Source organism: Clostridium cylindrosporum DSM 605, from assembly GCF_001047375.1.
Lineage (GTDB): Bacteria > Bacillota > Clostridia > Clostridiales > Caloramatoraceae > Clostridium_AB > Clostridium_AB cylindrosporum.
Genome location: NZ_LFVU01000004.1, coordinates 39,196 through 62,185, shown reverse-complemented (window position 1 = coordinate 62,185; position 22,990 = coordinate 39,196). Strand labels below are relative to the sequence as shown.

Below are 22,990 nucleotides of genomic sequence, written 5' to 3'. Positions count from 1 at the left end.
TTGTGCATGATAAAACTTATTTCCTATCACATTCTATGATTATTTTCATATTATAGAACAAAGGCCATTAAGACATTTGGAGTGATTATATGGAAAATGTAAAGCTTATTTTAGAAGAAAGCTACGATATAAAAATCCTTGAAATTGAAAAAATAAAAAATGTTTATAAGTTAAATACAACTGAGGGACTGAAGTGTTTTAAGGTTTCAAGATATAAGGAATACTTAGTAGAGTTTATTTTGAACTCTATAGAACATGTAAAAAGTAGAGGTTATGGTGGAGTTTTAGAACCTATACTTAGCAAAAGTGGGGATAGATATATTCAGTTTGAAAAGGGATATGGATATCTGTGTGAGTGGATTCCCTCAAGGGAAGCAGACTATAAAAACCCAGTAGACTTAAAACTTTGTGTTAAATCATTATCAAAGTTCCATTTATCATCCTGGGACTTTGACCCTTCAAAGGCTGCTGTTGGGAGAAGGTATTATGGCAAATGGATAACAAAGTTTAGTAAAAGGCTTAAGGAAATGCATGAATTTAAAAGAATTGCTGAATGTAGATTAAATCAAAGTGATTTCGACAAAATGTATATTGAAGGATTTAATAGTCATCTAGAGAGGGCAGAAAAATCAATTAAAGCCCTTAAAAGTGGTGATTATAGGGATACTATGGAAAGGCATAGGGTATTTAGTGGACTATGTCACCATGACACTGCAAACCATAACTTCTTAATTGATGATGAATTAAGCGTTTATCTTATAGATTTTGATTATTGTATAACAGATTCTCATTTGCATGATTTAGCTAGTATTGCTATACGTAACTTAAAGTATGGAAATTGGAGTCTTGATACATTATCATTTATTATCTCTGCCTATAGAGAAAATATAGAGGTCACTTCTCAGGAAATGAGTATTATTAAGGATTTTATTGAGTTTCCACAGGACTATTGGCAGGTTGGACTTCAGTATTATATAGAACATCAGCCATGGGATGAGGAGTTTTTTAATAAGAAGTTAAGTAAGTCTTTAGAAGATTCAAGCTTAAAGTATAAGTTTTTAGATGAGGCTCATAAGGATTTTATAAATGTGTAATTTAAGGAGGAAATAAGATGAATGTTTCAAGGCTATATGGAATAGATGATTATTACTCAGAGTGGTCTATTAAAAGGTTTGATGGCCCTGAACAAAATATACTTTCAACCTCCTCAATACTTAAGTGGGTTCAAGGAGGTAAATTTGATAATTTTCAAGAGATAGCTGAGACCTATTATGGGAGACCATATATAAAGATTGATGATAATAAGTATATATTAACTAAGAATATAAAAGGTAAAAAATTGAGAATATCAGATGAGAGTGAGGTCCTATCTAGTATAAGATGTCTTGCAAGATTTCATTTAGCTGCTGAAGGGTATCTTATGCCAAGTGGAATAAAAACAGAGGCTAATTGGGGAAAGTGTATGGAGAAGTATAAGACATTTACTTGCTCACTTGAAAAATACTCTGATATGTTAGAGGAAAAGGGATGTAAAAATGAATTTGAAAGGGAAACAAAGATATATTTAGATCTTTTGTACAAGCTTTCAAGGAAAAGTATAGAGTTTTTTAGATCTGATAGATATATATATGCAATCGAAAAAAGTATGAGAAAAAGAGAAATATGTATTAATGACTTTACACCGAATAGTGTAGTTATGGTAGGGGAGAGAAGAGAGCCATATATAGTGAAGGTTTTTAATACTGCTTATAATATGTGTGAAGAAGATATAGCATCCATGGCAAGAAGGTATATTGAAGAAACAGGACGCATAGAATTCTTAGAAGAGATAATAAATGAATATGGAAAAATTCGTGAGATTGATGATATTTCAAAGGAGAATATTAGGCATATGTCTTTGTTTCCAGAATTGCCTATAAAGATTATTACAAAGTATATGAAAAAGGGGCTTTATAAGGATGATATGCTTAAGAAGTTTCTATCCGTCTCAAAGATTTTTCAAAATCTTAATATGGAGGTGTAATCTTGGAGTACAGATATAGGGATAAGGCGTATTTATCAAACTACACCTTAGATACTACACTATTTGATAAATTTGATTTTCTAGTTGAGGATGTTATTCCTATTAGAAGTGTATATATATTAAAAACAGATAAGGGTATGAAAGTACTTAAAAAGGTTATGTATGATATAGATGAACTAAATTTCATATATGATAGCCTAAGTTATATTAGAAAAACCTATGAAAATGTAGTTAATTTTAGACTCTCTAGTGACGGAAATTCATATGTTAAAGATGCTTCAGGACTTTATGTAGTTCTCGATATCATTGATGGTAGAGAATGCGTTTTTGAAAATCCGGTAGATTTGAAAAATGCGTCTAGGCACTTGGCAAAACTTCATAGGGCAGGAGAAAATATAGAAACATTTCATGAAAAAAGATTTAAAGTAGGAAGAATACTTGAGAAATATAATACAGCGTTAGATAACCTTAAAAAGTTTAAGGAAATAGCGTCTATGCATGTTAATAAAAAGGAATTTGATAAGTTATATTTATCCTATGCAGATTATTATATAAACTGTATATACTCTGCAATAGAGTGTATTAAGCAGTCTCAATATATAAAATACTCAAGAAATAAGTATGTACTTTGTCATCATGACCTTGCCCATCATAATATTATTATAGATAATGATAATGAAGTGCATTTTCTAGACTTTGATTATTCTCTAATCGACCTTCCAATGCATGATATTTCAAATATTATAATTAAAGCAATAAAACATAATAGATGGGACATAGATATAGGAAAAACAATAATAAAAAGTTATGGAGAAGAGAAGCCTTTAAGTTCTGAGGAACTTGATATACTTTATGGCTATTTATTATTTCCTAAGGATTTTTATGACATATCAACTAGTTATTACTTTAGAAATAGAGACTGGGAAGAAGAAGAATTCCTAGAAAAGCTAAAAAGAAAGGCTGAGTATAGAGAAGATAGAGAAAAATTCCTAGATAATTATAAGAGGTATTTTTAATGTAATGTGGGGGTCTTGCAGTAGATGTGCCTACCGCTAAAACGACGAGACCTTCAAACAGAGTTTCTAGTCTTCAAAAATCTGCCTAGAATAAGAGTTATATCTGAAAAACCGCTGTGCTTGACGATATATCTCTAATTCTAGGCAGATTTTTTTGACAAGAATCTCTAGTTTTTGGCTCTAATGCTTTAGAGGTAGGCACATCTACTGGTAAAGAAACTGTAATTACATAATCGTAGGTTGAAGATCCCGCCGTTTCATGAGGAGATAGAATTACTTATAGCACTCATACTTATATCAGACTACTTTCATGTGGAAAGACACTAGAATATATGGTAAAATTATCTGAGCATCGACAAAATTCTACTTAATAATACAAGTATGTTTTGTCTTTTATGTTAATAGATGTATGTCATGTATTCTAGGGGGGTAAATTATGTATTGTACTAATTGTGGAAAAAAGAGTATGGAGGGAGATAGATTCTGTGCTTTTTGTGGGAATTCTATAATACAGTACTTTAGTTTGGAAGAGTCTGAAAATGATTATGTTGAAGTAAATCCAAGTTATAGTGATGAAGTTCATTTAAATGTTAAGGGTAAGATAACTCAGGTTATTATGCCTAGGGTGAAAGTTGATTCAATTGAGTCTCAATTAGAGCCTTTGGTTGATGTAAAGAAAACAGAATGTGTAGGCGAAGGTCTTGAGAGTGATGAAGGAGGGGTTTTGGATATAAAGATTCCTGCAATTAACAAAGAACAATCTCCATCTAAAAGATCTTCTCCAAGAAGAAAAAGATCAAAGGCAAAGAAAAAAGCTCTAAGAAAAATGATAACAGTTATATGCTTAACTCTTCTTACAGTTTGTACAGCTTATTTAGGGTATAGTTTTGTTATTAAAAGTGTAGAAGGAAGCGTTAATCCTGACGTTATAATAAATAATAGTAAATAATCGTTAATATATAAAAGTGAATGCTGATATTCCTTGTTGATCTCAGCATTCACTTTTCTTAATTAGCTTAAGGTTTTAAGTGAATTTATTGTTTCAAGAGCTGTTTTTTTCCAGTTATATTTTGCGCTATGCAAGAGCCCTTTGAAGCTTATTTCATCTCTAAATTTATCATCTTCAATTAGTTTTAAAAGTTTTTCGTATATATCCTTTGGATTATAAGGGTCGATATATACAGCGGCATCTTCAAGTATTTCAGGCATAGATGTAAGAGAAGATGATATAACAGGTGCTCCACATGCCATTGCCTCAAGAGGGGGAAGTCCAAAACCTTCATAAAAGGAAGGATAACAGAATATTTTACAGGCATTATAGAATAAAGGAAGTTCGTTAACTGGTACGTATCCTGGGAATATTACTTGTCCTTTAACTCCGAGTTCATACGCTCTATCTCTATAAGTGTAGTATGAACGTCCCTTTTTACCAAGAATTACAAGACTTAATTTTTCTCGCGTTTCATTCGGGAGGCATGAATAAGCTTCAATAAGTCCTAGGATATTTTTTCTAGGGCTAAAGCCACCTACATATAGTATAAAGTCATTTTCAATACCGTAGTGAGTTTTTATATAATCCATGCAAAGTTCTTTACTTCTTGGGAAATAAATATCCTCCGCAGCAAGATGTGTTACATGAATTTTATCAAGTGGATATGAAAACTCTTTATGAATATCCATTTTGGAAAAGTTAGAAACTGTAATAATTGAATCACAGTTATCGAGTATGTTAGGTACTTCCTTAGTAAATAAGTTAAGGTATTGAGGTCCTACAGTTTCAGGCATACGAAATGGAATGACGTCATGAAGAGTTATTGCAAAGGGGCATTTTTTCTCCTTTGGAAGTCCTATTCCGTTTTGAGGAACTAAGTAAGTATCGATTTCTTTGTTATTTAATATATTAGGTATATCAACCTCTTCCCAGAAGTTTTCTCGTCTATCCTCTGATATTAATTTTATATTTATATTCTCTCCAGGTGATATACCTGTAATATTTTCATCAGGAAGAAATAAGAGATATTCGTTAAGTTTATCAAAGAAGTTAATATTATATATAAGTTGGTATGTGTAGGTTCCAATTCCAGTTCCACGATACCAGACAGCGGCGCGAGCATCAATTCCTATGTTCATAAGTCTCTCCTAAAGATTTTTTATTCTATATCATAATATGAACCTCTTTAACATATTGTGAATATATGGGCATTAAATTAATTTGATATACATGCTGTAGGTAGCATTAAAGAGGATACATATTAATTAGCTTATTAACATATTAATTTAGTGGGGAGGCGATATACTATGATGGTTAGAGAAATTGAAATATCTACACAATTTGATTTTGATATTAAGTCATTGACTCCTATGAAGGGAGTATATCTTGCAGAAACGAGTAAGGGAAAAAAATGCCTTAAAAAAATAAATTATGGGACATCGAAACTTATGTATATACATGCTGCAAAGGAGCATATAATTGAAAATGGATTTCAAAATATAGATAGATTTAATATAGCTCCAAGGGATGAGGTTCCATATGCACTTGTAAATGATGATATATATGTTGTAACAGATTGGATTAAGGGCTCAGAGTGTGACTTTAAAAAGAGAGATGATCTTGAAATAGCAAGTAAAACTCTTGGGAAGTTTCATCTTCATGCTAGAGGGTTTGAACCGAGTGAGGAGCTTAGACAAAGAAGTGGTATAGGAAAATATACAACAACTATAGAAAAGAGAGCTTCAATGCTTTTAAAGATGAGAGAAATGGCTAGAAAAAAGAGAAGAAAAAGTGACTTTGATATGATGTATTTATCTAATGTTGATTTTTATTATAAGTTAGCTCAAAGGGCTATTAAGGAACTTAGTATTGATTCCTATGCTAGAGTATGTGAGGATTCATTAAGAGATAAGGTTCTAGCTCACCATGACTTTGCTTATCACAATATAATTATTGATGAAAATGAAAACACCCATATAATAGATTTTGATTACTGCAAGTCTGAAATGCAAATATATGATGTAGCAACTCTATGTACAAAGGCACTTAAAAGACTTGATTGGAACAATGAGTCCTTTATGAGTATATTTAATGCCTACAATACATCCCGTGAAGTAAATAAGGATGAGATAAATGTTCTAAAGACTTTACTTATATTTCCGCAAAGATTTTGGAGAGTTGCAAATAGATATTATTATAAGGAAGCTCTTTGGAGTGAAGGAACTTTTAATAGAAAGATGAATAGTATAATAAATGAACAGGAAAAGTATATGAATTTTATTGATAGCTTAAGCAATTTAATATAAGTGAGGATATGAATAGAATACTATATAAATTATTATAAAAACCCCTATGTTTAGTAGCATAGGGGTTTTTAATATATAACCAAAAAGAGCATTTGTGCATATTATGTATTAATGGAGGTGAGAGGATTGGTTAGGTATAAAATAGGAGATATTGTGTCAAGAAAGTCATATAATAATGACATTATTTTCAAGGTTATAGATGTAAAAGAAGAGGAAGATAAAATTTCTTATATTCTCAAGGGAACGAATTTTAGAATAATAGCAGACTCTCCTGAGGATGACCTTGAGCAGTCAAGTGAAGAGGAATTTATTAAGCAAAACGAGTCAGTAGATAAAAGGGTTATGGATATAGTAAAGGATAAAGATAACCTTTTCAGAGGGGAAGAAGTAAGAAATAAAAAAAAGTCTAAAAAGAATATAAGAAGATTTGGTATGGCTCCTACAGTTTTGCATTTAGATGGAGATGAGGAGTACTTAGAAATATGTCTAAAAGCCTATAAATCAATTGGCCTAAGGGCATTTGGGAAAGTTGTACCTGAAATTGAACAGTCAAGACTTGTTCAGGAGTATTTAAATAGATATAAGCCAGATATTCTAGTTTTAACAGGGCATGATTCAGTAGTTAAAGACTGTAATAACTTTAAGAGCTTAGATAGTTATAGAAATTCTAAGTACTTTGCTGAGGCTGTAAGAAAGGCTAGACAGTTTGAATCCTCATATGATGAGCTTGTTATATTTGCTGGGGCTTGTCAGTCCTATTATGAAGAAATTATAAAAGCTGGAGCTAATTATGCAACATCTCCATATAGAATACTTGTACATGCATTAGATCCTGTTTTAGTTTGTGAAAAGATAGCTTTTACAAGTATTACTAAATTTTTGTCACCGAAAGAGGTTCTTCAAAATACTATAACAGGAGAAAAGGGAGTAGGGGGACTGGAAACAAGGGGACAGTATAGAGAAGGAAGTCCACCATCTCCTTATAACTAAGGAAGTGATTTTGTGGAGTTTGTTAAGGCGAATATAATACTAGATAATAAGGAAACTGTTATAGATGTTGAACAGGCAACTATTTATGCTATGTGTGATGTTGAAATTAAGGATATTGAGTATGAGGTTTTAAAAGCACTTGTAGTTTTGAAGCGAAGTGAAATATCAAAAAAAGTAAAAAATACTCCATACTTTGAAAAAAATCATGAGATTTCTATTAAAAAAAGAAAAGTAAGAAAGAGTATAAAGAAAGCTGTTGAAGAAACTAGAGGTGAAGTTGTTTTAAGTAATGGAAGATTGGTTGAAATGTATTACACTATGTGTTGTAGTGGGGCAACATCTAATTCCGAGGATGTAATAGGGGAAAAAATCAACTTTTTAAGGAAAATATACTGTGATAAGTGTAGTAAAAAAGAAAGTTATAGGAAGTTTTCCCTTATAGATTATGAAGAAAAGACAGGTAGGTGTTCCTCTTTTAAAGAAGAAAGTCAAAGCGTTTTTAGTAGTGTTGTAAGAGATACTTCAGGTAGGGTAAAAAGCTTAAATTTTCTAGGTGATGAAGTTTCAGGTATAGAATTTATGAAAAGGCTAAACCTAAAGAGTAATAAGATGTACTTTAAAGATGAAGTAATAAACATAAAAGTTGAAGGAGAAGGGGATGGCCTTGGAATATGTATAGAAGGTGCAAAGGCACTCGCCAGAGACGGAAAGGACTATAGAGAGATTATAAACTACTATTACACAGGTATAAGCTTTGAAGTTTTAGGTGGTGAGTCATCAAATACCTTAAGTGGGAAAGTATTTTTATTAGACCCAGGTCACGGAGGGGAAGATAGAGGAAATGTCAGAGGAGATATAGTTGAAAGTGAAATAGCTTTAGAAGTAGCTCTTGAACTTAAAAGTCTTCTTGAGGGAAAGAGAGCTAAGGTACACTTAACTAGAGCGAGGGATTCATCTATAACATTAACTGACAGAGCGGAGATGGCAAATAATATAAAGCCAGATTTCTTGATAAGTATACACTTAAATGCCTTTATAATGCCAGGAGTTAATGGATGTGAGGCTTACTGTTATGAGAAGGATAAGGAAGCTATGGAAGTATCAGAGTTGATACTAGATGAAATAGAAAATACTGTTGATATAAAAAAGCGAAAAGTTAATATCGGAGATTATTTTATTTTAAGAGAAAGTAGAGTTAGCTCTGTTATTTTAGAATGTTTGTATTTAACAGGTTCCAAGGATGTAAAGATATTAGGAGATAATACCCCAAGTAAGATAGCTCTTGCTATTTATAAGGGTATTTGTGAATACTATAATATAACAAACTAGAGGAACAACGTATATTTTAACTATTCTTATCCGAAACAAAACATTAATTTATCAATATAACTTAAGGATAGAAACGCAAGTTTAATTTAGGGCTGAAAATGTATGAAAAATACATTTAAGGCTAAGGAAATACTGTTTAAATAAAATAAAATGTTATAAAAGTATAAAAAAATAAATATTGACATTGGTTTAAAATATTGATAAAATAAAAAGTTTTCCTTGACATTAAGCACGTTTTACTGTAAAATTGTAGGAGAAAGAGGGTGTTTAATATGAAAGGAAAGGATATGCTAGATGCTATCAAAGAAAATATTTCTAGACATGTAGGCCAAAGAATAGTTCTTAAGGCTAATAGTGGGAGAAAAAAGGTAGTTATCAGAGAAGGCATTCTGGAACAAACATACCCGAACATTTTCATTGTGAGATTAGGCCAAGAAGGAAAGACAGAAAGAAGGGTATCCTACAGTTACTCTGATATTCTTACTAGAGTCGTTCAGATAGAGTGTAACAATGTAGTAATCTAAAAAATCCGAAAGAATTTTTTCTTTCGGATTTTTGTTTATCAAAAAAGTAAAAAACCGCCCTGGCTGGCGGTCTTTATATGGGGTTATGGGTTTATGGGTTTGGCAGTTTATTTATAGGGGGATAAAGAAAGCACATCGCTTTCTTATTGAGGTATCAACAATTCTATATATTAAAGTAAATGAGGGGATAAGTCAATATAAGTTTTTATAATTAAATATTAAACAAATACATAAAATTATCATAAATGAATATTATAAAATAAAATCCTGCATTTATAGAAAACGATACCATTAAAAATGCGTAATTTGCTGAATGTTTTATAAATATATGAATCTTCTTAATATGAAACCTTTAAAAATATAGGATAGAATTTCTAATTTTACAAAGGGTATAAATTATATAAAAATAATAAAAAAGTTTATTGTAAGGGAATATATTGCTGTGACATCTCATATTGTAGTTATAGATAGTTATAAACTACCGAAAAGGCGGGAGGGATAAAAGATGTCAGCACAGCTTTTAAAAGATACAGTAAATTATGAAAGGCTTGTAGGCGAGGGAACAGGCCAAACAATGGTTAGTCAAGATCTTGTTCTATCAGATAGAAATCCAGAGATAGGTAAAGTACTAAGTATTGATGGCAGAGTTAACATAATTAGCGCTGAAACAAGCGAAGAAAAGGTTGCAGTTGATGGTAAAATAACTGTAGATATATTTTATGCATCATCTGAGGATAGCAAGGGGATTTATAAACTTAGCTCAAGTAGTAACTTTACACAAAATATAAATCTTCCACAAAGTGATGGAGGAATGAAAAGTATTACAGAGGCAAAGATAGAGCATATAGAATATGAGATTGTCTCAAATAGAAAGATTAAAGTTAACTCAATTATAAACTTAGAAAGTGTAGTTTATAGTAGAGAAAACGTTGAGGTTGTTGTGGATATAAAAGGAGAAGAGATACAGCTTCTTAGAAATAACCTAGAGTTTTCTGAGTACTTAGGAGAAGATAAATCTCAATCAATTGTTAAGGTAAACATAAATATTCCTGAAGATAAGGAAGAAGTTAGTTCTATACTTAAATCAGATGTTACAATCCATAGAAAAGAAGTTACAGTAGGAGATGGGAAAATTCTAGTTAGTGCAGCAGGTACTGCAAGAGTTATGTATGATACTAGTAGTGAAGATGTTCATACTATTGATGAAGAATTTTCATTTGAAGCTGAAATTGGATCAGGTGACTTAAGAGATGGATCAAAATGTGATGTTGGATTCAAGGTAAGTGATGTTTATGAATCAATTATTGAAAATGACGTAGGAGAGAGAAGACAAATTGAAATAGAGGCTGCTGTGGATGTATCAGCTAAGTCATATGGAGTAAAAAATCTACAATCAATTGTAGATGCTTATTCACCAGATGAAGGGTATGAGTTTGAAAAGGTAACTGTTAAGTCTCTTAGCTTTTATTCTGAAGGATCTGATAGTCAAACTATTAAAGAAAGAATTAATTTAGATGCAGAAGAGGCACCAATAGAACAGGTTAAGTATGTATCATTAAGACCAATTATTACAGAACTTAAGGTTATAGATGATAAGGTTATAGGTGAGGGAATCCTTGAAACTAATATTCTGTACTTAGTATCAGGTGAAGAAGGTGGTATTTCAAACTACGAGGATGAAATAGCATTTAAAACTTCAATTGATATAAAGGGTGCAAAGATAGATATGGTTCCAAATCTTGAGGTTAATGTTGAGCATATATCATTTGACAAAATATCTGCTAGAGAGCTTGATCTTAAGATTATTCTAAGTGCAGGAGCAAAGCTTACACAAAAAAGCACATTTGAGCTTATAAAAAATGTTGTAGAGGTTGAACTTCCTGAAAATCTTAAGAATATGCCAACATTCATAATATATTCAGTTGATAAAAATGATAACCTATGGAAAATAGCTAAAAGATATGCAACTACAATTGAGGATATTGTTAAGCTAAACGATATTGAGAATCCTGAGGTTATTACAAGTGGTACAAAAATAATAATACCTAAAAAGGCGTTTATAGGATAAATGTAAAGGCGTAGCAATTTGCTACGTCTTTGTTATTTATGGGTATAAAGTATGTTTGTTTGGGGAAAATATCAACGTAGAGATTATAAGATAAACTCAAACATAACATAAAAGGTGTGATTTACGTGGAAAAAGGATACTTAATAATAATAGGTGGAGCAGAAGATAAGGAAAAGGAATGTGAGATACTTAAGGAAGTAGTAAGAATATATAAAACAAAAGAAGGCCCACTTGTAATTTTAACAGCAGCAACAGATTATCCTAGGGAAGTTGGTGATAATTACACTAGCGTTTTTAAATCTTTAGGAGTAGATAATATTAAAGTTGTTGATATACAAGAAAGGGATATGGCCAGTAACAAATGTAATATAGATATTATTAATGAAGCTGGATGTATATTTTTTACTGGAGGAGACCAAATTAAGATTACAAGTCTTATAGGAGGAACTCCATTCTATGAAGCACTAAGAAGTGCTTACCTTGATGGATGCTTAATAGTTGGTACTAGTGCAGGAGCTTCTTGTCTTTCTCCTACAATGATAGTAGCAGGAGATGATGATTCTTCACCTAGAAAATGTACCATTAAGATGTCTCCGGGACTTGATATTATTAGAGGAGTTATTATAGACCAGCACTTTGCCCAAAGAGGAAGAATAGGAAGACTTCTCGCAGCTGTTGCCCAGAATCCTGAGATACTTGGAATAGGTATTGATGAGAATACAGCAATAGTTATAGAAGGTGAGGATTACTTTAGAGTTATAGGCGAAGGTGCAGTTACTGTTGTTGATGGTAATTATATATCACATACTAATGTATCAGAACTTACCCAAGATGAAATACTTGCTATTACAGATGTTCATCTGCATATACTGCCAAGGGGGTATAGTTATGGCCTGAAAAGTAAGACTCCTATTACTAAAGAGCAGTGCAAGGAGGAGAAACATGAAAATCATTGACCAAAAAATCTACACAGGTAGGAACATATATAGTCATAGAGTTTGTATGAAACTTACAGTTGATGTAGGTGATCTATGCGATACACCTACGAAGGACATTAAAGGCTTTAATACAAGACTTTTAAATGCACTTCCGGGGCTAAAATCCCATAGCTGTTGTAGAGGATATGCTGGTGGTTTCCTTGAAAGACTTGACGAAGGTACATACCTACCGCATGTTTTAGAACATTCAATTATTGAGATGCAACTATCACTTGGATTTAAGAAAATTAAATATGGTAAAGCTAGACAGCAAAGTGGTAGTATTTACAATGTTATATTTGAATATGAACTAGAAAAGGCGGGTATTCTTTGTGCTGAATATGCACTAAAATGTTTTAATGAATTTATAAATGACTCAGATTTTGACATGGACACTGCAATTAAAAAGATAGAAGAAAAGATATCGAAGTATAGGCTTGGCGCATCAACCAAGAGCATATACAACGAAGCAAGAAAAAGAGGAATACCTGTTAATAGAATTGGCTCTGGAAGTATACTACAACTAGGATATGGAAAGTCTCAAAAGAGAATATCAGCAACAATTACTGATAATACATCCTGTATCGGAGTCGATATATCCTGTGATAAGGCATTAACTCGTGATATACTTTCTGATTTATCTATACCAATCCCAAGAGGAGGTTTAGCAGAAAGCGAATCGGAGCTAATTGATTTATGTAATGAAATTGGATACCCTATTGTTATTAAGCCTATAGATGGAAGTAAAGGTAGAGGTATTACAGTTAATATAAATTCAGATGAAGAAGCTATAATTGCTTATAGAAAAGCATCGGAAGTTAACACGAAGGTTGTAGTTGAAGGATATGTAAAGGGAAGGGACTACAGACTTTTAGTTATTGACAAAAAAGTAGTAGCAGCATCCCTTAAGCTTCCTCCTCATGTTGTAGGTAATGGTGAAGATACCGTTGAAGATTTAATTTATATGGAAAATGAAAATCCACTAAGAGGTTATGGACATGAAAAACCTCTTACTAAGATAGAAATCGATGATGGAATTATTAATCATCTTAAAGCATCTAATAGGGATTTAAACACTGTTCCAAAACGTGATGAGGTTGTTTATCTTAGAAATAATGCTAACCTTTCAACAGGTGGAACTTCTAAGGATTGTACTGAGAAGGTACACAATGAAACTATTGATATTGCAATTAGAGCTGTAGAGGCGATAGGTCTTGATGTTGCTGGTGTTGATATATGTACAGAGGACATATCTAAACCTCTTAGAGAATCAGGTGGAGCAATTCTTGAAATTAATGCAGCACCTGGTATCAGAATGCATATTCATCCATGCTCAGGAAAGGAAAGAAATGTTGCTTCACATATTTTAGATTATATGTATAAGGATGAAGAGAAGGCTATACCTATAGTATCTATAACAGGGACTAATGGTAAAACAACTACCACTAGAATGGTTGCTCATGCACTTTCTCTAAATGGTCATTTTACAGGTATGACTACTACAAGTGGTATATACTTAGATGGCAGATGCATTGAAAAGGGAGACACTACAGGTCCTGATAGTGCAAAGGTAATCCTTATGGATAAGAGAGTTGAAGCTGCTGTACTTGAAACTGCAAGAGGAGGTATGCTAAGACGTGGACTTGGATACGATCTCTCTGATGTTGGTGTAGTTACAAATATAACAGAGGATCATCTAGGGATCGATGGAATAAATACACTAGAGGATCTTGCATATGTTAAGTCTTTAGTTTTAGAGGCTGTACGTGATGATGGATATGCTGTAATTAATGCAGATGACCCACATGTAAATATGCTTACAGAGAGGGTTCCAGATAGTGTTAATATAGTATACTTCTCATCTAACGCTGATAATCTTATTATTAAGAAGCATATATTAGATGGAAAGTCAGCTGTATTTTTAAGGGATAACTATATATGTATTTCTAAAGATGAAAGTATAGAACCGATAGTTGATATTACTGAGGTTCCATGTACCATGGAAGGAAAGCTTCTTCATAACATTGAAAACTCTCTATGTGCAGTTGCTACTCTTACTTCTCTTAAACTAGAAAAGGGAGTAATTGAGAAGTCTCTTAAGACATTTTTATCCGACGAAACAACTAATCCAGGAAGATTTAATATATACAAAATTGAAGGTTTTAATGTAATTGTTGATTATGGGCACAATATTGATGCCTATATAAAAGTTATTAATTCGGTAAAAGCATTTAATAGCAATAGATATATAGGAGTTATTGGTGTTCCTGGAGATAGAGATGATGAAAGTATGGTTAGCATAGGAGAAATAGCAGGAAATGGCTTTGATTACGTATACATTAAAGAAGATGGCGATAGAAGAGGACGTAAAGTAGGTGAAACTGCTTCTTTACTTGAGGCTGGAGTATCTAAACATAAATCCCGAGATGATTATTCTGTAATTATTAAAGAAGATGAAGCTCTAATTAGCGCTATGGAATCAGCAAATGAAGGAGATACAATAGTTGTCTTCTATGAAGATTTAGATTTGGTGGTTAATACTATAAAGTCATATAAATTAGGAAGTACTAAAAGTGAAGGTGCTATATCTTAAATTAATAAAGGTTCTACAGCTTTGTTCTGTAGAACCTTTATTGAATTATAATATTCTATAAACTATAATTATTAAAAATAGGAAAGGAAAAGGGGTTAAGTATTTAACTAAAATATATGAAAAGTATAACTTTAAATTGTCCAGCTAAAATAAATTTATCACTTGATATTTTGGGAAAAAGAAGTGATGGGTATCATGAAATAGATACAATTATGCAAACTATATCATTAGAAGATGTGATAAGAATAGAAAAATCAAATGAATTCTCATTAGAAGTTAAAGGGGGAGATATTCCACTAGATGATAGGAATATTGCTTTAAAAGCTGCAAAGTTAATGTTTGATACATATAAAATAGGTGGAGGACTCTCTGTATATATTGAGAAAAACATTCCTGTTGCAGCGGGGCTTGCTGGTGGAAGCACTGATGCTGCAGGTGTAATTGAAGGTATTAATACTTTGTATTGCCTTAACCTATGTAAGAAGGATTTGATGGATATAGCAGCTATGATAGGAAGCGATGTACCATTTCTTATGGAAAAAGGTACTGCACTATGCAAAGGTAGAGGGGAAATAGTGACTCCTCTGAAATCTATGAGTGGTCACCTTGTATTAATAGCAAAACCTCCAATTAGCGTATCTACAAAGGAGGTATTTAATAATTTAAAACTTGAAAAAATCAAGAAAAGACCTAATAACGATATCCTATTAGATTGTATTGATGATAATAATATAGATTTATTATCAAAAAACCTAGTAAACGTTCTTGAAACTGTTACTATACCAATGCATAGAGTTATAGAAGATATTAAAAATATAATGAATGAATTTGGAGCGCTAGGTTCAATAATGAGTGGAAGTGGACCTACAGTTTTTGGAATATTTAAGGACAAGTCAATTGATGATTGTTATAACTATTTAAAAGGTGATTTTGATGAAGTATATATAGCTACTATGAAATAGAAAATAGCTATGGTATAACAGCTTCTAAAAATTAGTGTTATTTAAACTGGACTCTGCTTTGAAAGTTCTGTTTATAGATGAAGGTAGAGACTAAAAACTTTTACATAAGTTTTTAGTCTCTACCTTTTGTATTTTATTTTAAGTTAGAATATTTTATTTAACTGAATAGAAAAGCTATTTTTGGGAGAAATTAAGGAATAGTCGGAGGTGGTACTTTGTATATAAAAAATATTATTGAAAATACTTTTAGCCTAGATACATTGGGTGTATTTTTAATATCTGCGATTATTCTGTTTTTTATAGATTGTAAAGATTTTAAGAAGAAAGGTCTGACTAAGGAATATAAGGCTGCTAAGGGTTTTGCTATATTTCTTATTATATTTGGCCTAGTAATGTATATTATTGCAGAGTCTGTTTTTAGATAGGAGGGAAGGATATGAACTTTTTCAATTTTAGAAAGCCTAAGGAAATGCGCTACGAATATGCTCCAGACACAAAAACAGAGGTTCAAAAATCTGTAGATGAGACAGTAGCTATCTTTAGAGATACATTTAAAGATACAAATGATGTAATTTTTAGAGAGTTTACTACTGGAGATAATCAGAAAGTCAAAGGATTTTTATGTCAAATAGACGGAATTTCAGATAAAATGCTTATTGATCATTTTGTTATGGAACCATTAACTATATTATCTAGAAGAAATGATCTCACTACCGAGGATTTAAAGGTAGGTATCTATGAAGCCATTGAAAAGTCTACAATAGCGGTAACTGATATCAAAGAAGTAGATTACATAGAAGAAGCAATGTTAAGTATCTTATCAGGGGAAACAGTTCTTTTTCTAGAAGGATATGATAAGGCTATGATTATAGCTTCTAGATCTTGGCCAGCTAGAGGGCCGAGTGAGCCTGTTAGTGAAACTGTTATTAGAGGTCCTAGGGATGGCTTTGTTGAAAGTCTAAGATCTAATACAGCACTCGTAAGAAGAAGAATTAGAGATCCTCGTCTTAAGGTTAAGCAGAGTCAATTAGGAACAAGATCTAAGACAGATATAGCTCTTATGTATATAGAGGGATTAGTTGATAAAGGTATACTTGAAAAGGTTGAAAGGAAGTTAAAGGCTATCAATATAGACTCTATTTTAGATAGTGGATATGTTCAGCAGTTTCTAGAAGAAAGAAAATATACACCTTTTCCTCAAATACAAGCAACAGAAAGACCAGACGTTTCTGCAGCTGCGATATTTGAAGGTAGAATAGTTCTTATGGTTGATAATTCCCCTACTGTACTTATCCTTCCAGTGACAATGACAGCATTTTTTCAATCCGCTGAGGATTACTATGTTAGACCCTTTGTTGCTACCGCTGTAAGACTTTTAAGATTAATATCTATTATTATTGCTGTTTTAGCACCTCCTCTGTATATTGCATTAGCTTCATTTAATCCAGAGGCTATTCCAGCAAAACTTGCATTATCCATCGCTGCATCTCGAGAGGGAGTGCCCTTCCCTGCATTTATAGAGATGCTAATAATGGAAGTCACACTTGACATTTTACGTGAAGCAGGAGTAAGGCTTCCAAGGCCTATAGGTTCTACAATAGGTGTAGTTGGTGGTCTTGTTATAGGGCAGGCGGCGGTTACAGCGGGGATTGCAAGTCCTATTGCTATTATTGTAATTGCTGTAACAGCTCTTGCACAGTATTCAACACCTAACTACGAAATAGAAACAGCATTTAAAACTGTTAGAATAGGCATTATTTTTTTATCTGCTGTTCTTGGCCTATATGGTGTTGTACTAGGAATTATTGCTCTGATCATTCATCTAGTTATGATTGATAGTTATGGGGTTCCATACTTTGAACCTTTAGCTCCTATGAATCTAAAGGATTTAAAGGACAGTATGTTTATAAGAGTACCATGGCAACAAATGAAGGAAAGACCTCAATATGTAAATAATGATAATAAAATAAGACAGGCAGGTGGTAGTAGTGATCAAAAGTGATGTAGAATTTACTGGATACCAACTAGGTGTTATTGTAGTAACTGCTATGCTAGGAGTAGGTATGTTTAGTCTTCCTTCTTCAGTAACTGAAGCTGCAGGAAATGAAGGCTGGATATCTGTTATTGGTGGAGGGATTTTAGCTGTAATTTCTATACTATTAATATGTAAAGTAGGAAGCCTATACGATAGTGAAGGATTAGTTGGTGCAAGTAAAAATGTGTTTGGTAAAGTAGTAGGTATAATCCTTGTAATTCCTATATTGATTTGTTTATATACTGCTACTTTTGCTGAAGTTAGTATTTTTGCTAACTCAATTAAAATATTTTTGCTTGAAACTACACCAAAGTCAGCAGTTGTAATACCATTTCTTCTACTTGTTTTAATTATAACAAGGGGAGAATTAAAGCATATGGTTAGATTCTTTCAATTCACTCTTCCTTTTATATTTTTGGCTGTTTTAGTGCTTTATTTATTATCATTAGAGAGAGTAGACATTACAAATATGCTTCCCATTTTCCAGAGGAGTCCTAAAGATTATATAAGCGGAAGTATGTCTACCATATTTCAGTTACTTGGGGTAATTATTTTACTAGTTATATATCCCTATTTTAAGAAAAAGGATTTTAAGAGTGCATCTAAATCAGCATTAATAGCAGTTGGCATTGTATCATTAAGTTATTTAGTAACTACTATTCTTTGTATTTCTAAACTTGGTATAGGAGAAACAAAATTTCTTATATATCCAACGCTAAGCTTGATAAAAACAGCATATATACCAGGGACTTTCATAGAAAGACTTGAAGGAATTATGATGAGCGCTTGGGTAGTAGTTGTATTTTCTACTGTTGTTATTTGGATTCATGCTATGGCTGTTATAATATCCGATATATTTAATTTCAAACATACTAAGCATGTAGCTACATTATTAATACCATTGATTTATGTTGGTCAAAGAAGTGCTCCAGCTACATTAGATATTATGAGTGTTTCAGAGATTAATAATTTGACCCTTGGACTATATTCTATGTACGTATTCCCAATATTATTTTATATAGTGTATAAGATTAGAAATAAGAAAAGAGGTGGGTGTAGGTGAAAAGTATTAAATTAAATCGATTAAAAGCTATACTGCTAATAATAATTTTAACCCTTCCACTTTTTTTAACTTCTTGTTGGGATAAGATAGAAATAAATGACAGGGCATTTGTTAATACTATTATGATAGAAAAGAACTTCGTAAGAAAAGAAAGTAGATTTATAGCCAGTCAGTTTTATAAAAGAGACATAAATCAGTTATTTATTACCTTTGGTATTGCAAATGCATCTGAGGCAGAAAGTGCAATTAAAAGTTATACACACTCAGTTGCCGCTGTTTCTATGTCCCATGCATGGGAGAAGTTATCTTCAGAGCTTTCAAGGGAACCTTTCTTTGGTCATACTAAGCTTATAATTTTAGGTAGAGAGCTTATGGAGGATCCAGATCTTTTAAAAGAGGTGCTTGATTACTTTGAAAGAGATAAGACTATAGATAGAGAAATAAGAATAGTTGCTGCTGAAAATACTAATTTAACCTTACAAGGATTAAAACCACCAACGGAAAACCTTTATTCAACTTTTGTATCAGGAACTATGAATCAAGAAAATAGGTTATCCTTTGTAATATCTATGAATATAGGTAGAGTATTTAATGACCTTAGGAGTTATAATGGTAGAACTATACTACCTGTTGCAGGTATGGAAAATAGAAAAGTTAACCTTAGTAAAATTGCCTTTGTTGATAAGTATAAAATTGATAAAATAGCAGATCCAAGAGAAATAAGGGGATATAAGATTTTTCAAGCTCAGAATGTTAATCTAAGGGAATATATAAGGATAAATAAGGATCTTTTCGTTTTTAAGCTTACAGGAATAGATAGAAAAATCTCCTATGTTAAAGGTGGCAAAGTGCCTAAGTATCACATAAGATATGTATTTGAAGGAAATTTAGAAAGTAATAAATTTGGTCAAGATGTTTTTAATGATAAAACTAGGAAAAAGATGGAAGAAGAAGTTCACAATTTAATGAAGGGTCAACTAGAAGAGACAATTCACTATTTTCAAGATATACTTGGTAAAGATTATTTAGGATTTGATAACTATACTAAGAAATTCCACCCGAGTGAATATAAAAAGTATAAAAATTGGGATAAAGCATTTCAAAAGGCAGAGATAAACTTCGATATTGAAGTAAGACTATTAATGTATTCAGATGTTAAGTAATTTTATTATAAAAAGAGTTTTGCGTAAGCAAAACTCTTTTTTATGTAGAGGTTTATAAAAATTTTTTTATAAATGTATAAAGAAGAAAAAGGTGGACAAGATTAAAATAAGAAGTTGTAAGGGGGAAGAAACATGAAACTTTTAGATAAAATTAAGAAAAATAAAATAAAGGTAATAATAGCACTAATGACATCTATAACTATAGGTTCGCTAGGGGCATTTATATATAATAGATCCAACTCTTTAAACGATAAGGTTGTAAGGTTTCATGTATTAGCTAATAGCGACAGTAATTTAGATCAAGGTGTTAAAATAAAGGTTAAAGATAATGTTATTAAATATGTTCAGCCTTTACTTAAAAATAGTAAATCTATAGATGAATCAAAAGAGATACTTGAAAACAATAAGGCGAATATAATAAACCTAGCTAATAAAGTTTTGAAACAAAATGGACAAACCTATACAGCAAGAGCTGAAATTGGAAGATTTGATTTCCCTGTTAAAAGTTATGGAGATATAGTTTTTCCAAGTGGAGAATATGATGCTTTTAGAATTATTCTTGGAGAAGGTGAAGGGAAAAATTGGTGGTGCGTAATGTTTCCTCCTCTATGTTTTGTAGATGTTAAAAATGCTGTTGCTGATGAAGAAATGGAAAAAGAATTAAAGAAGGTTTTAACCGATGATGAATTGAAATCTATAACTCAAAATAAGGCTAAGGATAAGACTAAGTTTAAATTAAAGTCATTAGAAGTATTGCAAGATATATTTAAATAATTTTATTATGTAACTTTGTGCCCTATATTTTAAAGACACAAAGTTACACAGAGAATTAGTTTGTTATTTTTCTATGTATTTGTTAGCAAAACTCACTATAAGATTTGCTATATCTTTAGTAGAGTTAGGCTTTGATTTTTCCTTTGCCATATCCCTCATGTGTGAGAGTCTAAGTTTACTTTGAGAAAGTTGGTACATAAGGTGAGTGAGATCCCCAGATTCCTTAACTCTTGCCGCTACACCATTATTAACTAAGTAATCTGCATTTTTTTCTTCTTGACCTGGAATTGTTGAAGTTATAATTATTGGTATATTTTTTACAAGTGCTTCGGAAATGGTAAGACCTCCTGGCTTAGATACCAAAATATCACTTACTGACATAAGTTCAGGAACCATTTCTGTATATTCAAAGATAATAGTTTTTTTAAGTGTTCTAGCTTTAAGGCTTTCAAGTTGATTTTTTAGCTTAGTGTTATTGCCAGCACAAATTATAAATTGAAGATCAAGGGTACTAAAACAAAGTTCTTTATATATTTTTGTGATATTACCTATTCCAAGTCCTCCTCCCATTAGAAGGAGAGTTGTTTTATCCTTTGATAAACCAAGATTCTCACGGATCTTATCTTTATTTACATTTTGTAAAAAACTATTAGAAATAGGTATACCAAGTGGATAGATAGTATCCTTTGGAACGCCTTTTTCTCTAATTTCACACACAAAGTCTTCATGTGGAATAACATAGGCATCAATAGAGTTATAGAACCAAAATGAATGTGGTGCATAATCTGTAAGTATTGCAACTACAGGAATATCTACTTTGTGTTTTCTTTTTAGTATTGAAAGCATTTCAACTGGGAATGGATGTGTACAATAAACCACATCTGGCTTCTTTCGAAAAATTAAGTTTTTTAATTTTATAGATAGTATATCATTTACAAATCCGGAAAGATTAGATACCGTATCATCATTTTCTGCATATTCATAAAGTTTTCCATATAATGCAGGGGTATTTTTTACACTTTTTAAGTAACTTCCTACAACTAGTTTGTCAAGAATAGGATTTATATATTTTAATGTGTCAAATATCTCAACATCAATATCTTCAAAGTTATTAGTTAGGTAATCTTTGATAGATTCAGCAGCCTTATTATGTCCATTTCCCGCTGAAACTGTAAGGGCAAGAATCTTCATTATAATCATCTCCTTATTTCTTAAGTATGTATAGGATAATTAATATAAATTATATATCTATTTTGGTAGTTGTTTCAAATTACAAAATCGTTATATTTTTTATAGTATTTACACAATTTGATTTTAAATTATAAAATTCCTTCTTTAATGATAAAAGTTTAGCTTTGATAATAATACTTTAGTCTCTTTGTATAGTATAAAATTATTTCTTTTGAAGAAAATAAAATATATCTTTACTATTTTTGGAGGTGATTTTATATGAGAAAACTTTCGCTATTTTTAATGTTATCACTTATAGTACTATTTTCAGGAATTTCTATAACTGACTATAGAAAGAGTACAGGGTCGGTACCTGTGGCTATATACAATGTAGGCTCAAGTAGTAGCACTATTAAAAAGCTTGAGCAGAATCTAAAATGGCTTGGATTCTTTAATGGTACTCCAGATAACTACTATGGTTATGATACCTTCGAGGCTGTTAAAAAGCTTCAACGAGACAGAGGTATAAAGGTAGATGGAATTGCTGGAGATAAAACATTAGCTACACTTGGAATATCAAGTGGCAGTAGTGATAAGGATACTAAACCATCAGATTCAAATAAAGAAGGAAGTACAAGTTTGTCAAGGACAGATGAATTGTTATTAGCTAGGGCTATTAATGGAGAGTCTAGAGGGGAACCATATGAAGGTCAAGTAGCTGTAGGTGCAGTTATAATGAATAGGGTTTCAGATGCTAGATTTCCAAATAGCGTCGCAGGTGTTGTTTACCAACCAGGAGCATTTTCCTCAATAAATGATGGACAGATTAATGCTGACTTAGAAGCAGCACCTAAAAAGGCTGCAAGAGATGCAATTAATGGATGGGACCCATCAGGCGGATGTTTGTATTTTTATAATCCTGCTAAAACCCAAAATAAATGGATAAGATCAAGACCTATTGTAATAGTAATCGGAAGTCATAGATTTACTAAATAAGGAGGTGTGG

20 protein-coding genes are annotated in these 22,990 nt (G+C 31.8%); 18 read left to right on the top strand and 2 right to left on the bottom strand.

The window, feature by feature from the left end:
• The first annotated feature begins 89 nt into the window (after nucleotides 1-89).
• The 4 genes from CLCY_RS02520 to CLCY_RS02505 all read left to right on the top strand — a co-directional run bounded on the left by CLCY_RS02520 (nucleotide 90) and on the right by CLCY_RS02505 (nucleotide 3,988).
• The gene (locus CLCY_RS02520) at nucleotides 90-1,094 is read left to right on the top strand and encodes a CotS family spore coat protein (RefSeq protein WP_048569567.1); all 1,005 of its coding nucleotides are present in this window, start codon (nucleotides 90-92) and stop codon (nucleotides 1,092-1,094) included.
• 17 nt (nucleotides 1,095-1,111) lie between these two features.
• Nucleotides 1,112-2,023 (top strand): protein kinase family protein, encoded by a 912-nt coding sequence (locus CLCY_RS02515; RefSeq protein ID WP_048569566.1) that lies wholly within the window; start codon nucleotides 1,112-1,114, stop codon nucleotides 2,021-2,023.
• Between the two features lie 2 nt (nucleotides 2,024-2,025).
• On the top strand, nucleotides 2,026-3,039 hold the full coding sequence (locus tag CLCY_RS02510; protein ID WP_048569565.1) for a CotS family spore coat protein: 1,014 nt from the start codon (nucleotides 2,026-2,028) through the stop codon (nucleotides 3,037-3,039).
• 436 nt (nucleotides 3,040-3,475) lie between these two features.
• Nucleotides 3,476-3,988, top strand: a complete 513-nt coding sequence (locus tag CLCY_RS02505; protein ID WP_048569564.1) for a zinc ribbon domain-containing protein — start codon at nucleotides 3,476-3,478, stop codon at nucleotides 3,986-3,988.
• A 62-nt stretch (nucleotides 3,989-4,050) separates the two neighbouring features.
• Here the strand turns inward: CLCY_RS02505 and CLCY_RS02500 are convergent, their stop codons facing one another.
• Nucleotides 4,051-5,169, bottom strand: a complete 1,119-nt coding sequence (locus tag CLCY_RS02500; RefSeq protein ID WP_048569563.1) for a glycosyltransferase family 4 protein — start codon at nucleotides 5,167-5,169, stop codon at nucleotides 4,051-4,053.
• Between the two features lie 168 nt (nucleotides 5,170-5,337).
• Here CLCY_RS02500 and CLCY_RS02495 point away from each other — a divergent pair, with 168 nt between their 5' ends.
• The 13 genes from CLCY_RS02495 to spoIIR all read left to right on the top strand — a co-directional run bounded on the left by CLCY_RS02495 (nucleotide 5,338) and on the right by spoIIR (nucleotide 20,814).
• Nucleotides 5,338-6,336, top strand: a complete 999-nt coding sequence (locus CLCY_RS02495; protein ID WP_242844929.1) for a CotS family spore coat protein — start codon at nucleotides 5,338-5,340, stop codon at nucleotides 6,334-6,336.
• A gap of 111 nt (nucleotides 6,337-6,447) precedes the next feature.
• Nucleotides 6,448-7,326: a sporulation peptidase YabG gene (yabG, locus tag CLCY_RS02490; protein ID WP_048569562.1), complete on the top strand. Its 879-nt coding sequence runs from the start codon at nucleotides 6,448-6,450 to the stop codon at nucleotides 7,324-7,326.
• Nucleotides 7,327-7,338: 12 nt separating this feature from the next.
• Nucleotides 7,339-8,655, top strand: a complete 1,317-nt coding sequence (locus tag CLCY_RS02485; protein ID WP_048569561.1) for an N-acetylmuramoyl-L-alanine amidase — start codon at nucleotides 7,339-7,341, stop codon at nucleotides 8,653-8,655.
• A gap of 272 nt (nucleotides 8,656-8,927) precedes the next feature.
• Nucleotides 8,928-9,179 carry a Veg family protein gene (locus tag CLCY_RS02480; protein ID WP_048569681.1) on the top strand — a complete coding sequence of 84 codons (252 nt, stop codon included), beginning with the start codon at nucleotides 8,928-8,930 and terminating at the stop codon, nucleotides 9,177-9,179.
• Nucleotides 9,180-9,684: 505 nt separating this feature from the next.
• Nucleotides 9,685-11,247, top strand: coding sequence for a DUF3794 and LysM peptidoglycan-binding domain-containing protein (locus CLCY_RS02475; RefSeq protein WP_048569560.1), 1,563 nt, complete (start codon nucleotides 9,685-9,687; stop codon nucleotides 11,245-11,247).
• Between the two features lie 125 nt (nucleotides 11,248-11,372).
• Nucleotides 11,373-12,203 carry a cyanophycinase gene (locus tag CLCY_RS02470; RefSeq protein WP_048569559.1) on the top strand — a complete coding sequence of 277 codons (831 nt, stop codon included), beginning with the start codon at nucleotides 11,373-11,375 and terminating at the stop codon, nucleotides 12,201-12,203.
• Nucleotides 12,190-14,817 (top strand): cyanophycin synthetase, encoded by a 2,628-nt coding sequence (gene cphA / locus CLCY_RS02465; protein ID WP_048569558.1) that lies wholly within the window; start codon nucleotides 12,190-12,192, stop codon nucleotides 14,815-14,817. Before CLCY_RS02470 ends, cphA begins: the two co-directional genes overlap by 14 nt.
• A 116-nt stretch (nucleotides 14,818-14,933) precedes the next feature.
• Complete coding sequence (gene ispE / locus CLCY_RS02460; protein WP_048569557.1) at nucleotides 14,934-15,779, top strand: 4-(cytidine 5'-diphospho)-2-C-methyl-D-erythritol kinase; 846 nt, start codon at nucleotides 14,934-14,936, stop codon at nucleotides 15,777-15,779.
• Between the two features lie 215 nt (nucleotides 15,780-15,994).
• Nucleotides 15,995-16,204, top strand: coding sequence for a CLC_0170 family protein (locus CLCY_RS02455; protein WP_048569556.1), 210 nt, complete (start codon nucleotides 15,995-15,997; stop codon nucleotides 16,202-16,204).
• An 11-nt stretch (nucleotides 16,205-16,215) separates the two neighbouring features.
• Entirely contained in the window at nucleotides 16,216-17,781 is a 1,566-nt protein-coding gene (locus CLCY_RS02450) for a spore germination protein (RefSeq protein WP_048569555.1), read from the top strand.
• Entirely contained in the window at nucleotides 17,768-18,877 is a 1,110-nt protein-coding gene (locus CLCY_RS02445; RefSeq protein WP_048569554.1) for a GerAB/ArcD/ProY family transporter, read from the top strand. The genes CLCY_RS02450 and CLCY_RS02445 overlap by 14 nt, the downstream gene beginning before the upstream one ends.
• Nucleotides 18,874-20,040: a Ger(x)C family spore germination protein gene (locus CLCY_RS02440; protein ID WP_048569553.1), complete on the top strand. Its 1,167-nt coding sequence runs from the start codon at nucleotides 18,874-18,876 to the stop codon at nucleotides 20,038-20,040. Before CLCY_RS02445 ends, CLCY_RS02440 begins: the two co-directional genes overlap by 4 nt.
• A gap of 132 nt (nucleotides 20,041-20,172) precedes the next feature.
• Nucleotides 20,173-20,814, top strand: coding sequence for a stage II sporulation protein R (spoIIR, locus tag CLCY_RS02435; RefSeq protein WP_082141670.1), 642 nt, complete (start codon nucleotides 20,173-20,175; stop codon nucleotides 20,812-20,814).
• Between the two features lie 63 nt (nucleotides 20,815-20,877).
• On the opposite strand, the gene CLCY_RS02430 is transcribed toward spoIIR, so the two are convergent.
• Nucleotides 20,878-22,005, bottom strand: coding sequence for an MGDG synthase family glycosyltransferase (locus tag CLCY_RS02430; RefSeq protein ID WP_048569552.1), 1,128 nt, complete (start codon nucleotides 22,003-22,005; stop codon nucleotides 20,878-20,880).
• 258 nt (nucleotides 22,006-22,263) lie between these two features.
• Between CLCY_RS02430 and sleB the strand changes: the two genes are divergently transcribed.
• Nucleotides 22,264-22,980: a spore cortex-lytic enzyme gene (gene sleB / locus CLCY_RS02425; RefSeq protein ID WP_048569551.1), complete on the top strand. Its 717-nt coding sequence runs from the start codon at nucleotides 22,264-22,266 to the stop codon at nucleotides 22,978-22,980.
• The last annotated feature ends 10 nt before the right edge of the window (nucleotides 22,981-22,990 follow it).

What these genes read in the sequence shown, in the direction of transcription:
- CLCY_RS02520 (WP_048569567.1), top strand. Translation starts at nt 90, where the DNA reads ATGGAAAATGTAAAGCTTATTTTAGAAGAAAGCTACGATATAAAAATC.
- CLCY_RS02480 (WP_048569681.1), top strand. Translation starts at nt 8,928, where the DNA reads ATGAAAGGAAAGGATATGCTAGATGCTATCAAAGAAAATATTTCTAGA.
- CLCY_RS02495 (WP_242844929.1), top strand. Translation starts at nt 5,338, where the DNA reads ATGATGGTTAGAGAAATTGAAATATCTACACAATTTGATTTTGATATT.
- CLCY_RS02450 (WP_048569555.1), top strand. Translation starts at nt 16,216, where the DNA reads ATGAACTTTTTCAATTTTAGAAAGCCTAAGGAAATGCGCTACGAATAT.
- ispE (WP_048569557.1), top strand. Translation starts at nt 14,934, where the DNA reads ATGAAAAGTATAACTTTAAATTGTCCAGCTAAAATAAATTTATCACTT.
- CLCY_RS02500 (WP_048569563.1), bottom strand. Translation starts at nt 5,169, where the DNA reads ATGAACATAGGAATTGATGCTCGCGCCGCTGTCTGGTATCGTGGAACT.
- cphA (WP_048569558.1), top strand. Translation starts at nt 12,190, where the DNA reads ATGAAAATCATTGACCAAAAAATCTACACAGGTAGGAACATATATAGT.
- sleB (WP_048569551.1), top strand. Translation starts at nt 22,264, where the DNA reads ATGAGAAAACTTTCGCTATTTTTAATGTTATCACTTATAGTACTATTT.
- yabG (WP_048569562.1), top strand. Translation starts at nt 6,448, where the DNA reads ATGGAGGTGAGAGGATTGGTTAGGTATAAAATAGGAGATATTGTGTCA.
- spoIIR (WP_082141670.1), top strand. Translation starts at nt 20,173, where the DNA reads ATGAAACTTTTAGATAAAATTAAGAAAAATAAAATAAAGGTAATAATA.
- CLCY_RS02505 (WP_048569564.1), top strand. Translation starts at nt 3,476, where the DNA reads ATGTATTGTACTAATTGTGGAAAAAAGAGTATGGAGGGAGATAGATTC.
- CLCY_RS02430 (WP_048569552.1), bottom strand. Translation starts at nt 22,005, where the DNA reads ATGAAGATTCTTGCCCTTACAGTTTCAGCGGGAAATGGACATAATAAG.
- CLCY_RS02475 (WP_048569560.1), top strand. Translation starts at nt 9,685, where the DNA reads ATGTCAGCACAGCTTTTAAAAGATACAGTAAATTATGAAAGGCTTGTA.
- CLCY_RS02515 (WP_048569566.1), top strand. Translation starts at nt 1,112, where the DNA reads ATGAATGTTTCAAGGCTATATGGAATAGATGATTATTACTCAGAGTGG.